The 19,575-nt window shown below is 57.8% G+C and carries 17 protein-coding genes and 4 pseudogenes; 12 read left to right on the top strand and 9 right to left on the bottom strand.

Annotation, left to right across the window (positions count from 1 at the left end):
- Positions 1 to 58 precede the first annotated feature (58 nt).
- From ACZ1HN_RS23685 to pedF, 6 genes and pseudogenes are all read right to left on the bottom strand, one after another.
- Positions 59 to 841 (bottom strand): FAD binding domain-containing protein, encoded by a 783-nt coding sequence (locus tag ACZ1HN_RS23685; protein ID WP_472729408.1) that lies wholly within the window; start codon positions 839 to 841, stop codon positions 59 to 61.
- A gap of 12 nt (positions 842 to 853) precedes the next feature.
- A pseudogene (locus tag ACZ1HN_RS23680) lies at positions 854 to 3,227 on the bottom strand (xanthine dehydrogenase family protein molybdopterin-binding subunit).
- 14 nt (positions 3,228 to 3,241) lie between these two features.
- Positions 3,242 to 3,725 (bottom strand): annotated as a pseudogene (locus tag ACZ1HN_RS23675) ((2Fe-2S)-binding protein).
- A gap of 11 nt (positions 3,726 to 3,736) precedes the next feature.
- A pseudogene (locus ACZ1HN_RS23670) lies at positions 3,737 to 4,173 on the bottom strand (CoxG family protein).
- A gap of 192 nt (positions 4,174 to 4,365) precedes the next feature.
- Positions 4,366 to 5,268, bottom strand: a complete 903-nt coding sequence (locus ACZ1HN_RS23665) for a substrate-binding periplasmic protein (protein WP_472729407.1) — start codon at positions 5,266 to 5,268, stop codon at positions 4,366 to 4,368.
- Positions 5,269 to 5,272: 4 nt separating this feature from the next.
- Positions 5,273 to 5,941 carry a cytochrome c-550 PedF gene (gene pedF / locus ACZ1HN_RS23660; RefSeq protein WP_472729406.1) on the bottom strand — a complete coding sequence of 223 codons (669 nt, stop codon included), beginning with the start codon at positions 5,939 to 5,941 and terminating at the stop codon, positions 5,273 to 5,275.
- Between the two features lie 195 nt (positions 5,942 to 6,136).
- Here pedF and ACZ1HN_RS23655 point away from each other — a divergent pair, with 195 nt between their 5' ends.
- From ACZ1HN_RS23655 to ACZ1HN_RS23620, 8 genes and pseudogenes are all read left to right on the top strand, one after another.
- On the top strand, positions 6,137 to 6,436 hold the full coding sequence (locus ACZ1HN_RS23655) for a hypothetical protein (protein ID WP_472729405.1): 300 nt from the start codon (positions 6,137 to 6,139) through the stop codon (positions 6,434 to 6,436).
- Positions 6,433 to 7,299 (top strand): type 1 periplasmic-binding domain-containing protein, encoded by an 867-nt coding sequence (locus ACZ1HN_RS23650; protein ID WP_472729404.1) that lies wholly within the window; start codon positions 6,433 to 6,435, stop codon positions 7,297 to 7,299. Before ACZ1HN_RS23655 ends, ACZ1HN_RS23650 begins: the two co-directional genes overlap by 4 nt.
- Complete coding sequence (locus tag ACZ1HN_RS23645) at positions 7,296 to 8,285, top strand: YVTN family beta-propeller repeat protein (RefSeq protein ID WP_472729403.1); 990 nt, start codon at positions 7,296 to 7,298, stop codon at positions 8,283 to 8,285. The genes ACZ1HN_RS23650 and ACZ1HN_RS23645 overlap by 4 nt, the downstream gene beginning before the upstream one ends.
- Positions 8,282 to 8,467 carry a hypothetical protein gene (locus ACZ1HN_RS23640; RefSeq protein ID WP_472729402.1) on the top strand — a complete coding sequence of 62 codons (186 nt, stop codon included), beginning with the start codon at positions 8,282 to 8,284 and terminating at the stop codon, positions 8,465 to 8,467. The genes ACZ1HN_RS23645 and ACZ1HN_RS23640 overlap by 4 nt, the downstream gene beginning before the upstream one ends.
- The gene (locus tag ACZ1HN_RS23635; RefSeq protein WP_472729401.1) at positions 8,464 to 8,733 is read left to right on the top strand and encodes a hypothetical protein; all 270 of its coding nucleotides are present in this window, start codon (positions 8,464 to 8,466) and stop codon (positions 8,731 to 8,733) included. The genes ACZ1HN_RS23640 and ACZ1HN_RS23635 overlap by 4 nt, the downstream gene beginning before the upstream one ends.
- Positions 8,730 to 9,448 (top strand): annotated as a pseudogene (locus tag ACZ1HN_RS23630) (ABC transporter ATP-binding protein). The gene ACZ1HN_RS23635 and the pseudogene ACZ1HN_RS23630 overlap by 4 nt, the downstream one beginning before the upstream one ends.
- Positions 9,445 to 10,236 (top strand): ABC transporter permease, encoded by a 792-nt coding sequence (locus tag ACZ1HN_RS23625; RefSeq protein WP_472729400.1) that lies wholly within the window; start codon positions 9,445 to 9,447, stop codon positions 10,234 to 10,236. The pseudogene ACZ1HN_RS23630 and the gene ACZ1HN_RS23625 overlap by 4 nt, the downstream one beginning before the upstream one ends.
- A gap of 54 nt (positions 10,237 to 10,290) precedes the next feature.
- Positions 10,291 to 10,827 carry a tetratricopeptide repeat protein gene (locus tag ACZ1HN_RS23620; RefSeq protein WP_472729399.1) on the top strand — a complete coding sequence of 179 codons (537 nt, stop codon included), beginning with the start codon at positions 10,291 to 10,293 and terminating at the stop codon, positions 10,825 to 10,827.
- On the opposite strand, the gene ACZ1HN_RS23615 is transcribed toward ACZ1HN_RS23620, so the two are convergent.
- From ACZ1HN_RS23615 to ACZ1HN_RS23605, 3 genes are all read right to left on the bottom strand, one after another.
- Entirely contained in the window at positions 10,767 to 11,432 is a 666-nt protein-coding gene (locus ACZ1HN_RS23615; RefSeq protein WP_472729398.1) for an ABC transporter ATP-binding protein, read from the bottom strand. The genes ACZ1HN_RS23620 and ACZ1HN_RS23615 overlap by 61 nt on opposite strands.
- Positions 11,433 to 12,401, bottom strand: coding sequence for an ABC transporter substrate-binding protein (locus ACZ1HN_RS23610; protein WP_472729397.1), 969 nt, complete (start codon positions 12,399 to 12,401; stop codon positions 11,433 to 11,435).
- A gap of 71 nt (positions 12,402 to 12,472) precedes the next feature.
- Positions 12,473 to 12,994, bottom strand: a complete 522-nt coding sequence (locus ACZ1HN_RS23605) for a hypothetical protein (RefSeq protein ID WP_472729396.1) — start codon at positions 12,992 to 12,994, stop codon at positions 12,473 to 12,475.
- A 216-nt stretch (positions 12,995 to 13,210) separates the two neighbouring features.
- On the opposite strand from ACZ1HN_RS23605, the gene ACZ1HN_RS23600 reads away from it, so the two are divergent.
- The 4 genes from ACZ1HN_RS23600 to ACZ1HN_RS23585 all read left to right on the top strand — a co-directional run bounded on the left by ACZ1HN_RS23600 (position 13,211) and on the right by ACZ1HN_RS23585 (position 19,222).
- The gene (locus ACZ1HN_RS23600) at positions 13,211 to 14,980 is read left to right on the top strand and encodes a PQQ-dependent methanol/ethanol family dehydrogenase (RefSeq protein ID WP_472729395.1); all 1,770 of its coding nucleotides are present in this window, start codon (positions 13,211 to 13,213) and stop codon (positions 14,978 to 14,980) included.
- 109 nt (positions 14,981 to 15,089) lie between these two features.
- Positions 15,090 to 15,791 carry a response regulator gene (locus ACZ1HN_RS23595; RefSeq protein WP_472729394.1) on the top strand — a complete coding sequence of 234 codons (702 nt, stop codon included), beginning with the start codon at positions 15,090 to 15,092 and terminating at the stop codon, positions 15,789 to 15,791.
- A gap of 33 nt (positions 15,792 to 15,824) precedes the next feature.
- Positions 15,825 to 17,021, top strand: a complete 1,197-nt coding sequence (locus ACZ1HN_RS23590; RefSeq protein WP_472729393.1) for an FIST N-terminal domain-containing protein — start codon at positions 15,825 to 15,827, stop codon at positions 17,019 to 17,021.
- The gene (locus ACZ1HN_RS23585) at positions 17,021 to 19,222 is read left to right on the top strand and encodes a PAS domain-containing hybrid sensor histidine kinase/response regulator (protein WP_472729392.1); all 2,202 of its coding nucleotides are present in this window, start codon (positions 17,021 to 17,023) and stop codon (positions 19,220 to 19,222) included. Before ACZ1HN_RS23590 ends, ACZ1HN_RS23585 begins: the two co-directional genes overlap by 1 nt.
- Positions 19,223 to 19,575 lie beyond the last annotated feature (353 nt).

The following is a 19,575-nucleotide window of genomic DNA, read 5'->3' as shown; positions in this document are numbered from 1 at the left end:
AAGAAACGAAAAGGGCGGGGATGATCCCCGCCCTTCGCTTTTTGTGTGTGGCTGTGGATCAATTTGCTGCTGTCACCGCGCGGCCCGTCATCACCTTGACCAGATGTGCCCGGTAAGCGGCAGAGCCATGCAGGTCGGTGATCATGTTGTCAGGCGATACGCTCAAACCGTCGAGCGCAGAGGCAGAGAAGTTTGCGCTCAATGTGCTTTCGGCCTCGGTCCAGCGATAGACACCCTCGTTTGAAGCACCCGTCACCGCCACGCGTACCCCGTCTGCCAATTTGGCGACAAACACACCGACCAAGGCAAAGCGCGACGCGGGCTGGACGAACTTCTGGTAGTTGGCTGCTTGGGGGATTGGGAACTTGACGGCGGTGATGATTTCACCTTCGTCCAAGGCTGTGTCGAACATGCCCTGAAAGTAGTCATCTGCCGCGATCTCGCGTGTGTTGGTGACGATGGTTGCCCCTGACGCCAGTGCAGCCGCAGGATAGCAGGCCGCCGGGTCGTTGTTGGCCAGCGATCCAGCAATGGTGCCGCGGTTGCGGACGGCAGGATCGCCGATATTCGAGGCCAGCGCCGACAGGGCAGGGTAGCTGCCATCGGCTGCGACTGCGGCGTGGGTGGTGGCCCCACCAATGCGCAGCGTATCACCCTCTTTAGTTATGCCCTGCATCTCGGCCACGCTGGATAGGGATACCAGCTTGGATGGGCTGGCGAGGCGCTGTTTCAGCGTGGGGATCAGTGTCTGCCCCCCGCCCAGTGCTTGCGCATCCTCAGCCCCCATTGCTGTGGCGGCTTCGGCAATCGTGCCCGGTTTTTCAACGTCGAAATTATACATCTGAAGCCTCCTTTATTCTGCGTTCTGCATGGCGTCCCACACGCGGGCGGGCGAGACGGGCATGTCAATATGGGTGACGGTCTTGCCGCCTCGATTGTAGCGCGTCGATCACCGCGTTCACGACTGTGGGCGGAGAACCAATCGCTCCGGCCTCACCGCAGCCTTTCACACCAAGCGGGTTGTGTGTGCAGGGCGTGCCCTGGCTGTGGTCGACGGCGAACATCGGCATGTCGTCGGCGCGGGGCATGGTGTAATCCATGTAAGATGCGCTGAGCAGCTGGCCGTTTTCGTCGTAGGTTGTGTTTTCGACCAGTGCCTGACCTATCCCTTGCGCCAGACCGCCATGGACTTGGCCGGTCACGATCATCGGGTTGATGATGTTGCCGAAATCGTCAACGGCGGTCATCCGGTCCACGCGTACCTTGCCCGTTTCGGGGTCTACCTCAACCTCACAGGCATAGGCGCCCGAGGGGTAGGTGAAGTTCGCAGGGTCGTAGAAGGCCGTTTCCTCCAGCCCCGGTTCGATGTCTTCAAGCGGGTATTCGTGGGGGATATACGCCTTCAGCGCGACCTCGCCAAAGGTCACCGACTTGTCCGTGCCAGAGACTGAGAACACGCCGTCAGACAACGTGATGTCGTGCTCGGATGCTTCCAGCATGTGGCCCGCGATCTTCTTGGCCTTGTTGATGATCTTTTCGGTTGCGCGGACTACGGCCGAGCCGCAGACCGCCAGCGAGCGTGAGCCGTAGGTGCCCATGCCGAAGGGGATCTTGGACGTGTCGCCATGTACGATGTCGATCACGCCAGGGTCGATCCCCAGCATCTCCGCCACCACTTGGGGGAAAGCCGTTTCATGCCCTTGCCCGTGGCTGTGCGCGCCAACCATGACGCTCAGGTTGCCGGTGGCGTTCACCCTCACTGTGGCTGCGTCGTACAGACCCACGCGAGAGCCCAGCACACCGACGAGGTTCGAGGGGGCGATTCCGCACGCCTCGATATAGGCGTTGACACCAAAGCCACGCAGCAGGCCCTTGGCCTCGCTTGCCTTACGCCGGGTTTCGAACCCCGCCACATCCGCAACCTCTTCCATCTTATCCATCAGTGCATCGTAATTGCCCGAGTCGTATTCCAAACCTGCGGCTGACGCGAACGGGTACTGGTCGGGCTTCACGAAGTTCTTGCGGCGCAGCTCGATGGCATCCATGCCTAGCTCGCGCGCGGCTTTGTCGATGACCCGTTCTATGGAATAGGTCGCCTCGGGCCGACCTGCACCGCGATGAGGCATCGACGGGCGCGGTGTTGGTGAAGACTGCCTTCACGTTCACATAGACCAGCGGCACCGTGTAGTTCCCGGCCATCAGCGTGCCATGCAGGAAGGTCGGCGTCGCGGTCGAGAAGTTCGACAGGTATGCGCCTACGTTTGCCTTGGTGTCGGTGCGGAAGGCGAGGAATTTGCCATCCGCGTCCAGCGCGAGTTCGATCTTGGTAACGTGGTCGCGGCCATGGGCGTCGGTCAGGAAGCTTTCGGTCCGATCGGCAGTCCATTTTACCGGGCGCCCCAGCTTCTTGGCTGCAGCCAGCACAAGGCTTCTTCACCATAGTGATAAATCTTCGACCCAAAACCACCGCCCACGTCGGGCGCAATGACGGTCAGCATGTTCTCGGGGATGCCAAGGACAAAGGCCGAGATCAGCAGCCGCGTCAGGTGAGAGATTCTGCGACGTGGTGTGCAGGTGTACTCACCCGTGCTGGCCTTATAGCTGCCGATGGACGCGCGCGGCTCCATCGCGTTGGGCACAAGACGGTTGTTCACCAGCTCAAGCGTGGTGACGTGATGCGCGTTCTTGATTGCGTTGTCCGTTGCTTCGCGGTTGTCCTCGATCCAGCCCCAGTCAAAGCACTGGTTGGTGCCGATTTCATCGTGGACGAAATTGGAACCTGAAAGCGCGTCGTTCATGTCCACGACAGCGGGCAGTTCGTCGATATCTGCCTCGATGGCTTCGACCGCGTCGCGGGCCTGTTCAATGGTTTCCGCGATCACGGCGGCATAGGCGTCGCCCACATGGCGCACCTTGCCATGCGCCAGCACGGGGCGCTTGGGCTCCTTCATCGGTTCGCCGTCGCGCGAGTTGATTAGCCAGCCAGCGGGGTTGCCGCCCACCTCGACGAAATCCTCGCCGGTGAACACGGCCAGCACGCCGGGCATGGCCGAGGCGGCGGAGGTGTCGATGGACTTGATCGTGCCATGTGCGACGGTCGATCGGGCAAAAACTGCGTAGGTCTGTTTCGCCAGTTGAATGTCATCCGTGTATTCGCCGGTTCCGGTCAGGAAGCGGACGTCTTCGCGGCGCACGGTGGCGGCGCCAATCCCTGTATCTTTGGGCATCTTGTCTCCTCCCTTTATTCGGCGGCTATGGCGGTCACGTCTTGACCGGACGCCGCCATGATCGCCTTGACGATATTGTGGTAGCCAGTGCAGCGGCAGATGTGCCTTCGAGGTAGTCACGGACCTCTTGCTCGGATGGCTTGGGGTTGTCCTTGAGCAGCGCTGCCGCAGACATCACCATCCCCGGAGTACAAAACCCGCATTGCAGGCCGTGGTGGTCCTGAAATGCTTGCTGGATCACGTTCAGTGACCCGTCTGCATTCGCCTGACCTTCGATCGTGTCGACCGTTGCGCCGTCTGCTTCGGCGGCCAGCATTGTGCAGGATTTCACGGCTTGCCCATCCACATGCACCACGCAGGCCCGCATTGGGACGTATCGCAGCCGATATGCGTGCCGGTCAGCCCCTGATCTCTCACGCAGAAGGACGATAGCAATGTGCGTCCTTCCACGTCGCCCGAGACGGCCTTTCCGTTCACCGTCGTGGTTACCTTTGTCATCCTGTCCTCCCTTAGAACATCTCGTTGTGTTTGGTGCGCTTAGGTGACCAAGCGCTTGAGCCATCCTTCTTGGGCGTGTCTTCCGACGCCTCGGGGTTTGTTTCTTCGGTGGGTGATGCGCCCACGTGATCCTGAAAGTTGGTAAAGAACTGATCGGCCATCTTCTTGGCGAATCCGTCGATGATGCGGCTGCCCAATTGCGCCAGTTTGCCGCCAACCTTTGCTTCGACCTCGTAGTGCAGGACTGTTTGCGCCCCCTGCGCTTCCAGCCGCACATTGGCGCCGCCCTTGGCAAAGCCTGCAGCCCGCCTTTGCCCTCGCCCGCGATGGTGACGCTTTCGGGGGGTTGCATGTCAGAGAGGGTTACGGCCCCTTTGAACGTTGCTTTGACCGGGCCAACTTTTTGCACAACCGTGGCAGTAAAACCTTCCTCAGGGGTGCCTGTCATTTCCTGACAGCCCGGGACACCAGAGTTTCAACATCTCGGGATCAAGGATGGCCGCCCAGACCAGATCGCGTTCGGCATCAATGACACGTGAATCAGCAGAGATTCATCAGAGTCCCCTTCTAGTTCCTGCGGAGCCTATGGCGCAGGGGGACGGGACACTATTCGACCAAGTGTGTACGACCAAAGTCGCTCTTACCGTTCGGGTGTTTGGTGCGTCAGTCCATACTTCTCGTAGATGGCGGGAATCCGTCCGTCCTGAAGTGCATAATTGATGGCGTCATCAACCGCGTAGGACAGAGGACGGTAGCGAAAATTCACCGCCACTCCTAACGTCCACTGGCTGATCGCAAATCCGGCCAGAGCTGGTTGGTGCACATCCGTGCTGTCCGTCAGCCCATGTTCAAGTTCGCCCAACGGACCCATCACGGCTTTGACGCTACCGGCGTTCAATGCGGCCATTGCAGCGGCCGTGGTAGGGAAGCGGCGGATGTTGCCCTGAAGTTGCCCACCAACAAATCCAGACAAATAAAAGTCCGAGATCGAGTCATTCTCGACCCCAACAGTGTCGAAGCGGAAATAGGCGGGGACGGGTTTATCTTCGGGGTAGGTTGCCTTGTCATAGGCGATGGCGATGCTTTCGCCTGCGTATTGTCCGGTGAATACCACCTGTTCAACACGGCATTTGAAGGCGCTGTCATAAGGGATCCGCATCATCACGTTGGCGATCCGGCCCCCGATCAGTGCACCTCGCCATATGTTGTTTCGTAGATCGGCGTCAAGGTTTTCCCCCGCATCAACAAAATTGAACCGCGCTTCGACCCCCAAATCCTTGGCGATGATGCGTGCAATCTCGATATCGACGCCCTTTGGCTCTCCGCCTTCTTCCCAGGAATAAGGTGGGTAGTCTTCGTAGACGGCGAAGAGCATATGGCCTTGGTCCTGGATCTCGTCCATTTCCTTGCCCACGATGTCGCGACCGACATTCTGGGGCTTGGGCTGGGGCACATAATCTGCACAGGGATCAGCAGCATGGGCCTGCCCCGTCCAGGACAGACCCATAACCACCAGGGAGAAGATCGTGTTTCGAATTGTCATACCGTCAGTTTGCGGCAGACAATCCGATGGTCAAGGCTTCGGAGGCCGACTTGTAAGCGCCCGGTGTCCCATCGATCAGGTTCGCAGCCCGGAAGGCGACGCTGTCGGCCACAGGAGCGCCTGACAGGGTCGGGATTTCACCTGCGATTTCACCCAGCCGTGCCTTGAGTGCGTCAGCATCTGCGCCGCTGGCGTCGCTGGTGTAGCCAGCCAGTTCGTCGCGGAGTGTTTTTAGTTCGTCTGCAACTTCTTCCATCGCCACGTCATCGGGGCGGGCTTCGATGTAAGTGCGGATAGCCCATGCAGCCTCCTGGCCCAAAAGCTCACCAAAGGCCGGCATCTTGGTGATGCCGTTCTGGGTGTAGCCTTCAACGAAGCGTTCGACATACCATTCATCGCCGTATTCTTCGGCTTCAAGGAACCGCAGATCGGGTGCCAAGCCACCTGAAACAACTTCAAGCCCATGGCACCGTGCGCAGTTCTGGTTGTAACCTGACGCGCCGATTTCAACGGCGCGCAGCCAGGTTTCCTCACCCACCTTGTCGGCACGATAGGGATTTTCGGTCAGCCACTCGCCTTCAATCATGGGCAGGCCGGTGGTGTCCACCGCCTGCGGTGCGACGTCGCCGTGGGCAACGGCAAGCGTTGCGATAGCCGTCAGTGCGCCGGCCATAAGAAACTGTTTTCGGGTTGTGCTTTTTCATCACATGCCTCCCTGACACGAATGCTCCTCATTGCCTTTGTCCTACGCCACCAAAAGGATGCGCGGTATTGGACTTTGGTTGTGCGTCGAAAGGAGTAAGACCATGGTCCTATACCAGTCGGCTTTGCCCGCCACGGTAGCCTAGCAACCATGGGAGGAATTGTCGTGAAACACCTTGTGATAGGTGCGCTCGTCGGGGGTGTCCTCGCCGCGCCAGCATCTGCGGAGATGACACTGAACATCGGGCATCTGCGCGTCGAACAGCCAGCGCCGCCGACCCTGTCGAACCTTGATCCGATTCCAGAGAATAACGGGCTTGCAGGCGCGCAAACGGGTCTGGCTGATAACCTGACAACGGGAAAATTCCTGGGTCAGAAATACGAGCTGACCGTGACCGAAGTGTTTGAGGACCAAGACCCGCTGGCCGCTGCGCGCGACCTGCTGTCAGCCTCTCCTACCTTGTGATCGATGCAGGACCCGAAGACATCATCGCCATTGCCGATCTGGCCGAGGCGGAAGGGGCAGTATTGTTCAACACATCTGCCGGTGATCTGGCCCTCCGCGACGTGGAATGCCGGGGTAATCTGCTGCACACACTGGCGTCCGATGCGATGCGTACGGATGCGTTGGCACAAGTACTGGTCAAAAAACGTTGGGATGACCTGGTGATGATCACAGGTACGCATGCTTCTGACCTCAGCTATGCCGAGGCGGTGCGTCGGTCGCTGACGAAGTTCGGTCTTGACCTTAATGGCGAAAAAGAATGGGCATTTGATGCTGACATGCGTCGCAACGCATCGCAAGAGGTGCCGCTCTTCACACAGGACTTCGGCGACTACGACGCGCTGATCATTGCGGACGAAGTGCACGATTTCGGGCGGTATGTGCTGTATAATACGTGGCAAGCGCGTCCGGTCGTGGGGTCAGAAGGGCTGACTGCCGTGGGCTGGTCCCCTGTCATCGAACAATGGGGGGCAGCTCAGCTGCAATCCCGGTTTGAGGATGAGCATGCGCGTGAGATGACCGCGCAAGACTATGCCGCCTGGGCAGCCGTGCGAACGCTGGGTGAGGCGATGGCGCGTACCAACGCGTCTGACCCCGAAACGCTGCGCGGCTATATCATGTCCGACCAGTTTGAACTGGCGGGCTTCAAAGGACGACCGCTGACTTACCGCGACTGGAACGGACAGTTGCGACAGCCAATTGCCATCGTGCATCCCCGCGCCCTTGTGGCGCAGGCCCCGCTTGAGGGGTTTCTACATCAGACCAACGAACTTGATAGCCTGGGGCTCGACCGCCCCGAAAGCAAATGCGAGGCGTTCCAATGATCCGATTGACTGCGATGTTTTCCCTTTTGGCCTCGACCGCGATGGCGGGCGAGATTTGGGTGACGAATGAAAAGGATGACACGATTTCTGTCATCTCGACTGATACACTTGAAGTGATCAAGACTTATGAAACCGGTGAACGCCCGCGTGGCATCCTGTTCAACAGCGACTACAGCCGCGTCTATATCTGTGCGTCCGACAGCAATGCGGTGCAGGTGATGGACCCGAACTCGGGCGAGATTCTGCACGAGCTACCCTCGGGCGATGACCCGGAACAGTTTGTCCTGCATCCGAATGACAAGCACCTCTATATCGCAAACGAGGATGACGCGATCACCACGGTCGTTGATGTCGAGACCCGCAAGGTGATTGCCCAGATCGATGTGGGCGTGGAACCCGAAGGCATGGCCGTGTCCCCTGATGGGAAGATTGCCATCACCACGTCCGAAACCACCAATATGGCCCACTGGATCGACACTGACACACAAGAGCTGTTCGCCAACACGCTTGTCGACAGTCGCCCACGTCACGCCGAGTTCATCAAGGATGGGTCCGAGATGTGGGTGAGCTCTGAGATCGGTGGTACGCTTACTGTCTTTGACACTGCGACACAGGAGGAAAAGGCCAAGATGAGCTTTGAGGTGCAGGGTGTGCACCCTGATCGCGTCCAGCCCGTGGGTTTTGAATTCACCGCCGGAGACACCCATGCCTTTGTTGCCCTTGGCCCGTCCAATCATGTCGCCGTGGTCAACGCCGAAACCTACGAGGTCGAGGACTACATCCTGGTTGGTCGCCGCGTCTGGCACATGGATTTCAACGAGGACCGGTCGATGCTGTTCACCACCAACGGTGTGTCGGGCGACGTCACCGTAATCGACGTCGAAAAACGCGAAGCCATCAAGTCCATCAAGGTGGGCCGCTTTCCCTGGGGGCTGCATACCGCCCCACGGGGTCGTAATCACAACATTTCGGGAGGAACCCAATGAAAACTTTGGCTTTGATCGCCGCGATGGCGCTCGCCGCGCCAACACTTGCCCTGGCCGACAACGATGATAACGGCCCCAGCTTTGGCGCGGCGGGTCTGCTGGGCGGTAGCAACAAGGAAGACCTGCCGCCGATTATCTTGTCGGCAGAGAACCTATCGCACCAGAGGGCGCGTGGGAATTGAAGTCCGGCACGTATTACGAGTTCGAGATTCAGGGGGATGGCAGTCAGGAGCTTGCTTTGGTCGGACCGGAGTTTTTCCGCGCCATCTGGATTGACGAGATTGTCGTTGAAGGCTTGGAAATCCGGCCGCTCGGCCTTGATAGCATCGAGTTTGATGAAGCCGGTGAGATGGAGATTGGTTTCATCGCGATCAAACCCGGCGCATACTACATCAAGATTCCCGGCACATCGGGCGAGACACAGCGGTTGGAAATCACCATTAAATGAACGGACTTGAGGCGCAGGGCCTCAGCTATTTCTACGGCACCAAGCGCGCGTTGGACAACGTTTCGTTCAGCGTGCCCACTGGTACGTTCTGTGCACTGCTCGGTCCGAACGGGGCGGGCAAGTCTACGCGCTCTTCAACCTGCTGACCCGTCTATTTGTTGCACCAGACGGACAGATCACAATCGCAGGCCATGACCTTCGAAAGTCACCGCGCGCCGCGTTGGCGCAATTGGGTATCGTGTTCCAGCTAACCACACTTGATCTGGATTTGACGGTGCAACAGGGCCTGTCTTACTTCGCAGCGTTGCACGGGCTTTCCGGTCGCGCGGCACAAGGCCGGATCGAAAGCGCGCTGGATCAACTGGATATGCGCGAGCGGGCAGGGGAGAAGGCGCGCGCCCTGAACGGCGGGCATAGGCGCCGCACCGAAATTGCCCGCGCATTGCTGCATGATCCAAGTGTCTTGCTGCTGGATGAACCCACCGTCGGTCTTGATGCCGCGACCCGTGCGTCGATAACGGACTACGCCCACGGTCTTGCTGAGGACGGCAAGACGATCCTGTGGGCCACGCATCTGACGGATGAGGTACAGCCAAACGATGATCTGATCATTTTGCACCAGGCCCGAATTCTGGAGACCGGCAAAGCCCAAGACATTGCCGGTGATATGAGCCTGCAGGATCGGTTCCTTGCGCTGACTGGAACGGTTGCATGACAGCCTATCTCACGTCTCTTCGCGCCATTGTCCTGCGCGAAGCCTTGCGTTTTATCCATCAACGGGAACGCTTTGTTGCGGCCCTTGTCCGCCCGTTGGTCTGGCTACTGGTGTTTGCTGCGGGGTTTCGCGCGGCCCTGGGGCTCAGCATCATCCCACCTTATCAAACCTACATCACCTACGAGACCTACATTGTGCCGGGGCTGTGCGGCATGATCCTCTTGTTCAACGGTATGCAATCGTCACTGTCATTGGTCTATGACCGGGAGATGGGGTCGATGAAGCTGTTGCTGACCTCGCCCTTGCCGCGCTGGTGGTTGCTCTTTTGCAAGTTGCTGGGCTCAACCACGATTTCGATCCTGCAGGTCTATGCTTTCCTCGCCATCGCCGCCGCGTTTGACATTAAGATGCCGGTTTGGGGGTATCTGACGGTGTTGCCCGCCCTGATCGTGGCGGGATTGATGTTGGGTGCGCTTGGGTTGCTCCTATCCAGCTTCATCAAGCAGCTGGAGAACTTTGCCGGGGTCATGAATTTCGTGATCTTTCCAATGTTTTTTCTGTCGTCAGCCCTCTACCCGCTGTGGAAGATGGCAGAGAGTTCAGAGCTTTTGCACGACATCTGCGCGTTCAACCCATTTACGCATGCGGTCGAGTTGATCCGTTTTGCGCTATATGTCGAGGTGAACGGTGCAGCGTTGGCTTGGACCGTGCTGGCCACGTCTGTCTTCGCCGCTGCGGCGTTGGTTGGATATGATCCTGCGCGTACTCGAATTGGGCGGCGCGGTTAGGCACCGACCAATGGCTCGGTCGCGACCTGACAGGAACTATGGTATGGAAGGGCCATGAAACACTCTGTGATCGCTACCTTCATTTGCACTTGCTGCGCTGGAACCGTTCTGGCCGAGGAGTTTGGCACACTCAATCCTGACGAGATGACGTGGCAGCATTTCCTGGAAGAAGCTGAGCGTGGCGAGACAGGCATGGTCATCTGTTCCATGGGCTATGCCCTGACAAAGTCCGGAGATCACCAGTCGGCCCGCACTTTGTTCCAGAACTGTGCAAACGATGGGTACACAGGTGCCATGACCTGGATGAGTCAGCTGGACAACAACGGGTTGGGTGGCGACTACAATCCAGATGCCGCTGCCGGATGGGACCGTCGCGCGGCGGAGCTTGGCGATCCTGTGGGTAAATTCAACTATGGCATTGCGCTGATGCGGGGGCACGGTGTTGCTCAGGACAAAGATCTGGGACGGCAATTTGTCGATGAGGCTGCGGGTGAAGGACTTGTGATCGCGCAGCGGCTGCAGAGCGCGGACTACGATCTGGACGAGGTTACGCCCGACGCGGACAACTGGAAATACGCGCCTTCGTTCTGAACATCGCTGACAATGGTTGCAGGGTTGCCGCCCAGTGTCACGATGCGACTCGCCAGTTTTTCTGCTTCCTGTGCAACATGGGTCACAAGAATTGTTGTCACGTTGTGCACGGCCCGTAAGCGGGTAAACAGGGCCATCATCTCGTCCACCAATGCAGGGTCCAGCGAGACAAACGGTTCGTCCAGCAACAACAGATCAGGTTTCACCGCAAAGGCACGTGCAAGGGCCAGACGGCGTTGTTGGCCAAGCGAAAGCTGCCCCGGATAGTCCTCGCCGCGTCCGGCAAGGCCCACATCGGCAAGCGCTATGTTGACCTGCTTGGCGGTTGCATCCGTCGTTACGCGAATGTTGTCGCTGACAGTGCGCCAAGGCAACAGCGTCGGTTCCTGAAACACCATGGCGCAGGTTCCGTCCAATGCACATGATCCTTGAAACTCGGTGTTAAGGCTGGCGATGACACGCAGAAGGGACGACTTTCCAATGCCGGATGGGCCGACAAGGGCAAGTGTTTCACCACGCATCAGCTGGAAGGAGACATCTTGCAGGATACGGGTGTCGTCATGGCACAAACTCCGCAAACGGATGTCGAGCAAAGAGGAAGCCAACTAGCTACCGGATTGCAGGAATGTGCCTGCCGGCAACTCCTGCGCCTCGCCCATCAACTCCTTGCCGCCCAGCTCGATCATCAGGGCAAGCATGCGCGCAGCAGCGTCTTCATCCACGGGACCGGGGGCAGGAATACCCGCGCGGGATCCGGCCTTGAGTGCTTCGAATTGTGCATCGGTTTTGGCGTTCATCTTGTCGCGCAGACGGTCCCATTCCGCGTCATCGGTTGCCAACAGGTTCTTCGCATCGCGCGAAGCCGCCGCAAGGCCTTTCACAAGGTCAGGCATGTCGCGCAGCATCTCGCCCTTCACCACGTAGCCCAGCAAAGGTGTGTCGGGATCAAGCCCAAGATCAGTCGCCGCATCCGCAACGTCCACCAGCTTTCGCATGCCCGATGCCTCCATCTTCGCCAGAAAATGCCAGAAGTTGATGGCGCCATCCAGCTCACCTGACAGAGCGGATTTGAAGATCAGGGGTGGGGCAGCAAATACCTGTTCGGTGTCAGCCTTGAGGTCGATACCATATGTCTTTTCTGCGTAGGCGCGGAGGATTAGCCAGCTTTTGTCCAATGGGCCACCGGCAATGCCGATCTTGCGCCCGGACAGGTCGGACAATGATTGGGCCGGGCTGTCGTCAGGCACCATGACGCCGCCGACGGCCTTGGAATAGGGAATGAAGAGGTAGTCCTTTCCGGCGGCACGCTGGCGCGCGACCCAGAGCCAGTCAGACACGATCACATCAGCTTCGCCACCCTGAAATGCCACCTTAGCTGCGGATCCACCCGCAACGCCCTGCACCTGCAAATCGAACCCGTGTGCCGCATCAAATCCGTGATGTTTGATCGTATTCAGTTCCCAGGTTACAGTCCCGAACTTCAGAACCGACGCCCGCAGCGTCGGGTCTTCAGCGAATGCGGCCGTGGCGACGACGACTGCGGCAACAGCTCCGGTCAGTGCTTTGAAAAACATCACGTAATCCTCCCGTATTGCCTAAGCCTAGCAGTATCATGCCGCGCTGGAATACGACCAACGCCGCAGCTTCAATCGATGACCATGCGTGGCAACCAGTGGCTTTCTGGGTCACTTTCGTGCAGGTCCGTCGCCTTCAAGGGTCGAAGGTTACCCGTTTCGGGCGGGGCTGACAGCAGGTCCATGTCCATCTCGTGCAAGGTGCCGATCAGGCGACCGTCGTCGTCTTCCAGCTTGTAGTAAACGCCGTTCCACATATTGATCCCGTATTCCGTGGCCCCTTTCCAAAGGAACAGGAAGTCATATTCGAGGTCGGTCAGGTCTGCATGGATGTTTCGATTGATGTCATAGGGGTAGGGCACATGGCACCAGTGTTTCTTTGGTCCCTCAAGGCAGCGGAAGGGTCGCATGGACAGGAAGTGATTTGAGAACGGCGCATCTTCCATTTCAATGGCGTAATCACCGCCGTCGGCAATCGTGATTGTCGCGATCTTGATCTGATCTCCATCCTGCGATTCAAGGTAAACACTTTGGCTTTCCGCGGCAGCAGTCGAGGCCATGGCGACAAGCGCAAGCGTTGCTCTGAGTGTCATGACAATTCCCCCTGCACGCAGGATAGGAGCTGTCTGATTGAGTCGCAGCGCGACCAAAGTCGCACGTCATCTGTCAAGTTCTTTGGGGTCTTACGACCATTGTGCAATACCTACGCGCCCCTTTGCGCAAATAATTGGCGCAGGGCAAAGGTCGGCCTGTTTCAGCATGTCACCTTTGTAAGAACTGCCCACCAACGGGTTTTGGGAGGAAAACAAATGAACAGATTTATTGCAGCTGCCGTTGTGGGGGTGCTTATGACCTCGCCAGCATTTGCAGAAGGTGTGACCGAAGAGATGCTGGCGAACGATGCGGCCTCTACGTCCGACGTGCTGACCAACGGGATGGGCCGCCACCTTCAGCGTTACTCTCCGCTCGACATCCTGAACAAGGACAACGTGGACAACCTTGTCCCTGCATGGGCCTTTTCACTGGGTGGAGAGAAACAGCGCGGTCAAGAGACGCAACCCATCGTGCATGATGGTGTCATGTACATCACCGGGTCCTATTCACGTATGTACGCGATCGACGTGAAGACGGGTGAAGAGATCTGGCAGTACGATGCCCGCTTGCCCGAAGGTATCCTGCCCTGCTGTGACGTGGTGAACCGTGGTGCGGCCATCTACGGCGACAATATCTATTTCGGCACGCTCGACGCACGCATCGTGGCGCTGAATGCCAAGACCGGCGACACTGTCTGGAACAAGAAGATTGCGGACTACAAGGCTGGATACAGCTACACCGCCGCGCCGCTGATCGTGAACGGGCTGATCATCACCGGCAATTCGGGCGGTGAGTTTGGCATTGTTGGCGAAGTGCAGGCCCGCGACGCCATAACCGGCGAGACCGTCTGGACGCGACCCGTGATCGAAGGCCACATGGGCACGCTCAACGGCGAAGAAAGCACCATGACCGGCACGCTCAACGCCACGTGGCCCGGCGATATGTGGAAGACCGGCGGCGGCGCCACATGGCTCGGCGGCTCTTATGACGCCGACACCGACACGCTGGTCTTTGGCACCGGCAACCCTGCGCCATGGAACAGCCACCTGCGCAACGCGGGCACGCCAACCGAAGGCAACGCAGGTGACAACCTCTATGCTGCCTCGCGCATCGGGATCGACCCCGCCACCGGAGAGATCAAGTGGCACTATCAGACCACCCCGCGCGAGGGCTGGGACTATGATGGCACCAACGAGGTCGTCTCCTACACCGACCGCGCAGGCAACATGCGCTATGCCACCGCCGACCGGAACGGCTTCTTCTATGTTCTGAACCGCGAAGACGGCGCCTTCGTGAGCGCGGTACCCTTCGTCAAGGACATCACCTGGGCGGAAGGCATCGACGAGAACGGTCGCCCGATCTTCATCGAAGAGAATCGCCCCGGTGATCCCGCAGCTTCTGCGGATGGCAAAAAGGGTGAAGTGGTGTTCTCATCCCCAGGCTTCCTGGGCGGCAAAAACTGGATGCCGATGGCATTCAGCCAGCGCACCGGCAACTTCTATGTGCCGTCCAACGAATGGGGCATGGACATCTGGAACGAACCGATCACCTACAAGAAAGGGGCCGCCTATCTGGGGTCCGGCTTTACCATCAAGCCCAACTACGAAGACCACATCGGCAGCCTAAAGGCGATCGACCCAGACACCGGCGAGTTGAAGTGGGAGTTCAAGAACGACGCACCCCTATGGGGCGGCGTGATGACAACCGCTGGTGGCCTGGTGTTCACCGGTACGCCCGAAGGCAAGTTCATCGCCTTTGACGACGAGACGGGCGAACAGCTTTGGTCCTTCCAGACCGGCTCGGGGATCGTGGGTCAGCCCATCACTTGGGAACAGGACGGCGAGCAATACGTCACCGTCATTTCCGGCTGGGGTGGTGCGGTTCCGCTCTGGGGTGGTGAGGTTGCCAAGAAAGTGAACTACCTGAACCAAGGTGGTATGCTCTGGACATTCCGTTTGCCCGAACAGCTGGCTTCGGCCAACTGATCTTTGAACCTCACATGCAAGCGCTCCTGCAACAGCGGGGGCGCTTGTCTTTTGATGTAGTACCTTTTGGCAAGTGACCGGCCTGCGCACCGTGGTCTAAGCTGGCATCATGTCATTTCAAACCACGCCCCTATCCAACCCATCCGAAGCCAAGGTGCCACAAGGCTGGGCGCTGGTCATCGATGATCACCCGCTGTTCTGTGACGCGCTTGAGCTGACACTGCGATCTGTCGCGAATTTCGACAGGGTTGTAACGGCTGATAGTCTCGAAAGTGCACTCAACAGATTGGCGGATGACACGCCACCATCACTTATTTTGCTGGATCTGAACCTGCCTGACGTTGATGGGCTGGACGGGTTGATGCGGCTGAAACGCACGGCCGAGAGCACACCAGTCATCATCGTGTCGTCGATGACCGACAATTCGATCATAGCCAATTCAATCGTCGCAGGCGCACAGGGATTTGTACCCAAGCATTCGCATCGGTCCGTTTTTCTTGAGGCCATTCAAACCATTGCAGCCGGTGATATTTACAAACCGGCGGGCTATGTCGAAGGAAATGGGGCAGAAAACAGAGAGGATCATCTGAGCCGGCTCTCATCTTTGACCAACCAACAGGCGCGCATCCTCGACCTGATCTGTGAAGGCAAGTTGAACAAGCAGATTGCGTTCGACCTGTCGATTGCCGAGACAACGGTGAAGGCGCATGTCACTGCGATCATGCGCAAGCTTGGTGTGCAAAGCCGGACCCAGGCTGTCCTTGTTGCGCAGGAAGCGAAGTATTCAAAAGTCTTGCCAACATCGGACTGACGCCCCTATCCTCCGCGTCAGGGAGATAATCAAATGACATTGCAGTCCAAGGCCGACAGGCTTGAAGGACGTGCCGTGGCAGACCAGTACGATATACTTCGTACAGGTGAAGTGCGCGCTTCGACGACATCGCCGGTCAAACACCTGAAACGCAAGTTGGGTGACGGACCATTTGCGCTTGTGGCCTTGTTTGTAACGCCCCTGGTCGACTTCCAGGGTGTTGTGACAGAGGCCGCTGCGCTGTTTCCAGACACCGACGTCTTGGCCTGCACAACTGCGGGCGAGATTGGTGCCACCGGATATGAGGAAGGTCTTGTCGTTGCCATCGGATTTCCGTCAGACGGGTTCGTGACAAAATCGATCATGATCGAAGATATCAATGCTCTCGATACACAAGCGACTATCGATGAAATCACGCTTGAACGGATCGCGCTGAGAGACAAGACGCCTGACCTCGACGACAGTTTTGCCTTCCTTGTCGTGGATGGGTTGTCGCTCAGCGAGGATACGTTAACGGCCACGATTGCGCCGGCGTTGCGTGACTTTCCCATTTTTGGTGGATCGGCGGGCGATGGGACCAGCTTTGTTCAGACCTTTGTGGCGCTGAATGGCAAAGTGGCCAGCAACGCTGCGATCCTCACCCTGGCCCGCAGCAAGTTTCAGACCCGCGTGTTCAGCCTGAATCATCTGGTGCCTGGCGAAACGCAAATGGTCGTGACAGGCGCCGATCCCGCACGCCGCATTGTAAAAGAGATCAATGCAGAACCTGCCGCACGCGAATATGCCCGGCTTGTGGGCAAGGACCCAAACCAGCTGGACCGTTTCACATTTGCGTCGCATCCTGTTGTCGTCAGGATTGGCGACACGCACCACGTGCGTGCGATCCAGCAGGTGAACGAACATGGCGAATTGGTATTCTTTTCTGCTATTGACGAAGGGATGGTCCTGACAGTGGCTTCGCAAGAAAACCTGTCAGCGCATTTGCAAAAGAAACTGTCCGATCTAAGCCATCCACGGAAACCGACAAACATCATTGGCTGCGATTGCATTCTGCGCCGGATCGAAGCAGAGCAGTCGCAACAGACGCGGCAAATTTCGGACGTTTTGGGCGAACATCGGGTCACTGGCTTTTCGACCTACGGTGAACAGATCGGACCATTGCACGTGAACCACACGATGAGCGGCGTGGCCTTCTACCATCCGGATCCGCGAGACAAGGGACGCGCATAATGTCTCTGATCGATCCGCGGGACTCGCTTGAGCGGCAGAACGAAAAGCTTCTCCAGATATCTCAGGCGCTGATGCGGCGGGTCGAACAAAAAACGGAACAATCCGGCTTTGCCTATCAGCAATTCGAACGTGCGGCTCTTCTGGAGTCCGAGGTGCGGGAACGCACCCGTGACCTTGAACGCACATTGGACCTCCTGCAGGATTCCAACGCACGGCTTGAACAGGCCAATATAGAGACTGAGACCGCCCGTTCGAATTTGGCCGAAGCGATCGAGACAATCAACGAAGGCTTCGCGCTGTTTGACGAACAGGACAGGTTGGTCCTGTTCAACAGCCGCTTTTGTCGCGACCTGCAAGATGTTGAACCCATTCTGACAGAGGGGCTGACATTCCAAGAATACGTCACTTCAATTTCGAACAGCCGCTTTCTGGCCTTGCCGGACGGGCAAACTGCCGCAGACTGGGCACAACTGCGTATCGAGCGGCACCGCGAAGAGCACGTGGTGTTCAACGTCAGCCTGATCTGGGATCGCTGGTTGCAAGCCTCGGAACACCGCACCTCCCGCAACGGGACGGTTATCCTGCAGACCGACGTGACCGACATCATTCGGATGGAACGTCACGAACGGGACAAGATGCGCCATCAGCAAGCGCGCAGGTTGCAAGCCACACTCGACCACTTGAATCAAGGTGTCTGCATCTTTGACCACGACAAAACGCTGGTCGGATGGAACAAGCGTATGGACAGGCTGTTGAACGTTGCGCCCGCACGCACGCGGGAAAAACTGAAATTCGACGACCTTATGGACCAGTTTCGCGAGGAGTTGACTTTCGGATCACGTTTTTCCGCGCAGCGACTGATCGATTGGGCCAACCGCACCCGCTCACGTGAACCGATCGCGTTCGAGGTGACCCGCAAAGGTGACCAGATTTACAGCATCTTTGCTCAGGAAATGCCGGACAAGGGTTTTGTGATCAGTCTGACCGATGTCACCTCGGAACGTGCTGCGACCCGCGCTCTGGCCAACGTCAACGAGAAACTGGAGATGTGGGTTGAGGAACGCACAGCAGAACTCGAGGATGCCTTGGCCGAAGCAGAACGAGCAAATGCGTCAAAGTCCCGTTTTGTAGCAGCCGCCAGCCATGACCTGCTGCAGCCTCTGTCCGCAGCAAAGCTTTTTGTCTCGTCGATTGCGGATCAGATTGACAATGAAGATGTCCAGCAGATCGTCGCCAAGACCGAAACGGCGCTTCAGGGCGTTGAGCAGATTATCGAAGCATTGTCAGCAATCTCAAAACTGGATGCGGGCAAGGCGGTTTTTGATGTCCAGCCAATCTCGTTGACTGAAATCTTCAACCCGCTCAGGGACGAACTGGCACCAAGCGCACGCGCCAAAGGTCTTGCATTCAACCTGATTCATAGTGGTCTGACTGTTGTCAGCGATCCGGGGTATTTACGCCGGATTGTTCAGAACCTGTTGTCAAATGCGATCCGCTACACCGAAACAGGGCGCGTTCTGGCGGGTGTCAGACGGGTCGGGGATTTTGCGCGCATAGAAGTTTGGGACAGCGGATGCGGCATTGCCGAAGAAGATCAGCAAACGATTTTTCAGGAGTTCAAGCAACTGGGATCCGGCGCGGCGAATTCAGGGCTCGGATTGGGCTTGGCGATTGTCGAACGGGCCTGCAAAGGCCTTGGCCATCCATTGGAACTCTGGTCACAACCGGGAACGGGCAGTTGCTTTTCCATAATGGTGCCAATTTCTGCCCCCACGGCACGGTTGCAAAGCCCCCATGACACCACGCCCTCGCACACACTCCGCGATCTGAACGGATTGTTGGTGATGCTGGTCGAGAACAATCGGGGTGTCGCACAGGCCATCAGCCATTTGATCGAAAGCTGTGGCGGCGAGGTGATCTTGGCCGAAACCGGAGAAGAAGCGCTTTCGACAATATCGGAAATTGACCTTGTGCCCGATGTGTTTCTCCTGGACTACCAATTGGGTGACGGCATGACCGGCATCACACTTTATGAGCATCTACTGCACAAATACGGCCGCGTCCCGGCATCGATCATATCTGCGGATCGCACGACAGAGCTGCGCTCGCATTGCAAACGTTTGAACATCAAACTGCTGCCCAAGCCGGTGAACGCACAGCGCGTTAACGATTTCTTGAGTGAAAGCATCAAGGCAAACTGACCTTGCTTGTCGGCGGCGGCGACAGCACTGCCGGTACGCCGCTCACAAAACGCTCCCCAATCATACCACTTCCCAAGTGATCCGCTGCCTCTGGGCCGTGCCGACAACAGTTGCACCTTTCTCCCCGCTGACCCTCGGGATGCACTGCAATCATGATTTAAGCTTGACTCATACTGAGTTTCAACTTCATGCTAAATAACAGCACAAATGTGCCATTATACAGAACAATAGGAAAATTAGATGCTCAGGGAAATGTCTCTTACCGGCGTGGTGGCAGCTGCGCTTGCACTGCTCCCGGTCACTGCGATGGCCGAGAGCGCAACCGTCAAACAAATCAAGGAACGTGGCACACT

This window comes from Tateyamaria sp. GN1-10, from assembly GCF_055693845.1.
Note: the sequence above shows the minus strand (reverse complement) of the source record. Positions and strands in the feature narration are given on the sequence as shown.

What these genes read in the sequence shown, in the direction of transcription:
- ACZ1HN_RS23595 (WP_472729394.1), top strand. Translation starts at nt 15,090, where the DNA reads ATGTCATTTCAAACCACGCCCCTATCCAACCCATCCGAAGCCAAGGTG.
- ACZ1HN_RS23625 (WP_472729400.1), top strand. Translation starts at nt 9,445, where the DNA reads ATGACAGCCTATCTCACGTCTCTTCGCGCCATTGTCCTGCGCGAAGCC.
- ACZ1HN_RS23600 (WP_472729395.1), top strand. Translation starts at nt 13,211, where the DNA reads ATGAACAGATTTATTGCAGCTGCCGTTGTGGGGGTGCTTATGACCTCG.
- ACZ1HN_RS23610 (WP_472729397.1), bottom strand. Translation starts at nt 12,401, where the DNA reads ATGTTTTTCAAAGCACTGACCGGAGCTGTTGCCGCAGTCGTCGTCGCC.
- ACZ1HN_RS23590 (WP_472729393.1), top strand. Translation starts at nt 15,825, where the DNA reads ATGACATTGCAGTCCAAGGCCGACAGGCTTGAAGGACGTGCCGTGGCA.
- ACZ1HN_RS23585 (WP_472729392.1), top strand. Translation starts at nt 17,021, where the DNA reads ATGTCTCTGATCGATCCGCGGGACTCGCTTGAGCGGCAGAACGAAAAG.
- ACZ1HN_RS23685 (WP_472729408.1), bottom strand. Translation starts at nt 841, where the DNA reads ATGTATAATTTCGACGTTGAAAAACCGGGCACGATTGCCGAAGCCGCC.
- ACZ1HN_RS23605 (WP_472729396.1), bottom strand. Translation starts at nt 12,994, where the DNA reads ATGACACTCAGAGCAACGCTTGCGCTTGTCGCCATGGCCTCGACTGCT.
- ACZ1HN_RS23620 (WP_472729399.1), top strand. Translation starts at nt 10,291, where the DNA reads ATGAAACACTCTGTGATCGCTACCTTCATTTGCACTTGCTGCGCTGGA.
- ACZ1HN_RS23645 (WP_472729403.1), top strand. Translation starts at nt 7,296, where the DNA reads ATGATCCGATTGACTGCGATGTTTTCCCTTTTGGCCTCGACCGCGATG.
- ACZ1HN_RS23640 (WP_472729402.1), top strand. Translation starts at nt 8,282, where the DNA reads ATGAAAACTTTGGCTTTGATCGCCGCGATGGCGCTCGCCGCGCCAACA.
- pedF (WP_472729406.1), bottom strand. Translation starts at nt 5,941, where the DNA reads ATGGCCGGCGCACTGACGGCTATCGCAACGCTTGCCGTTGCCCACGGC.
- ACZ1HN_RS23665 (WP_472729407.1), bottom strand. Translation starts at nt 5,268, where the DNA reads ATGACAATTCGAAACACGATCTTCTCCCTGGTGGTTATGGGTCTGTCC.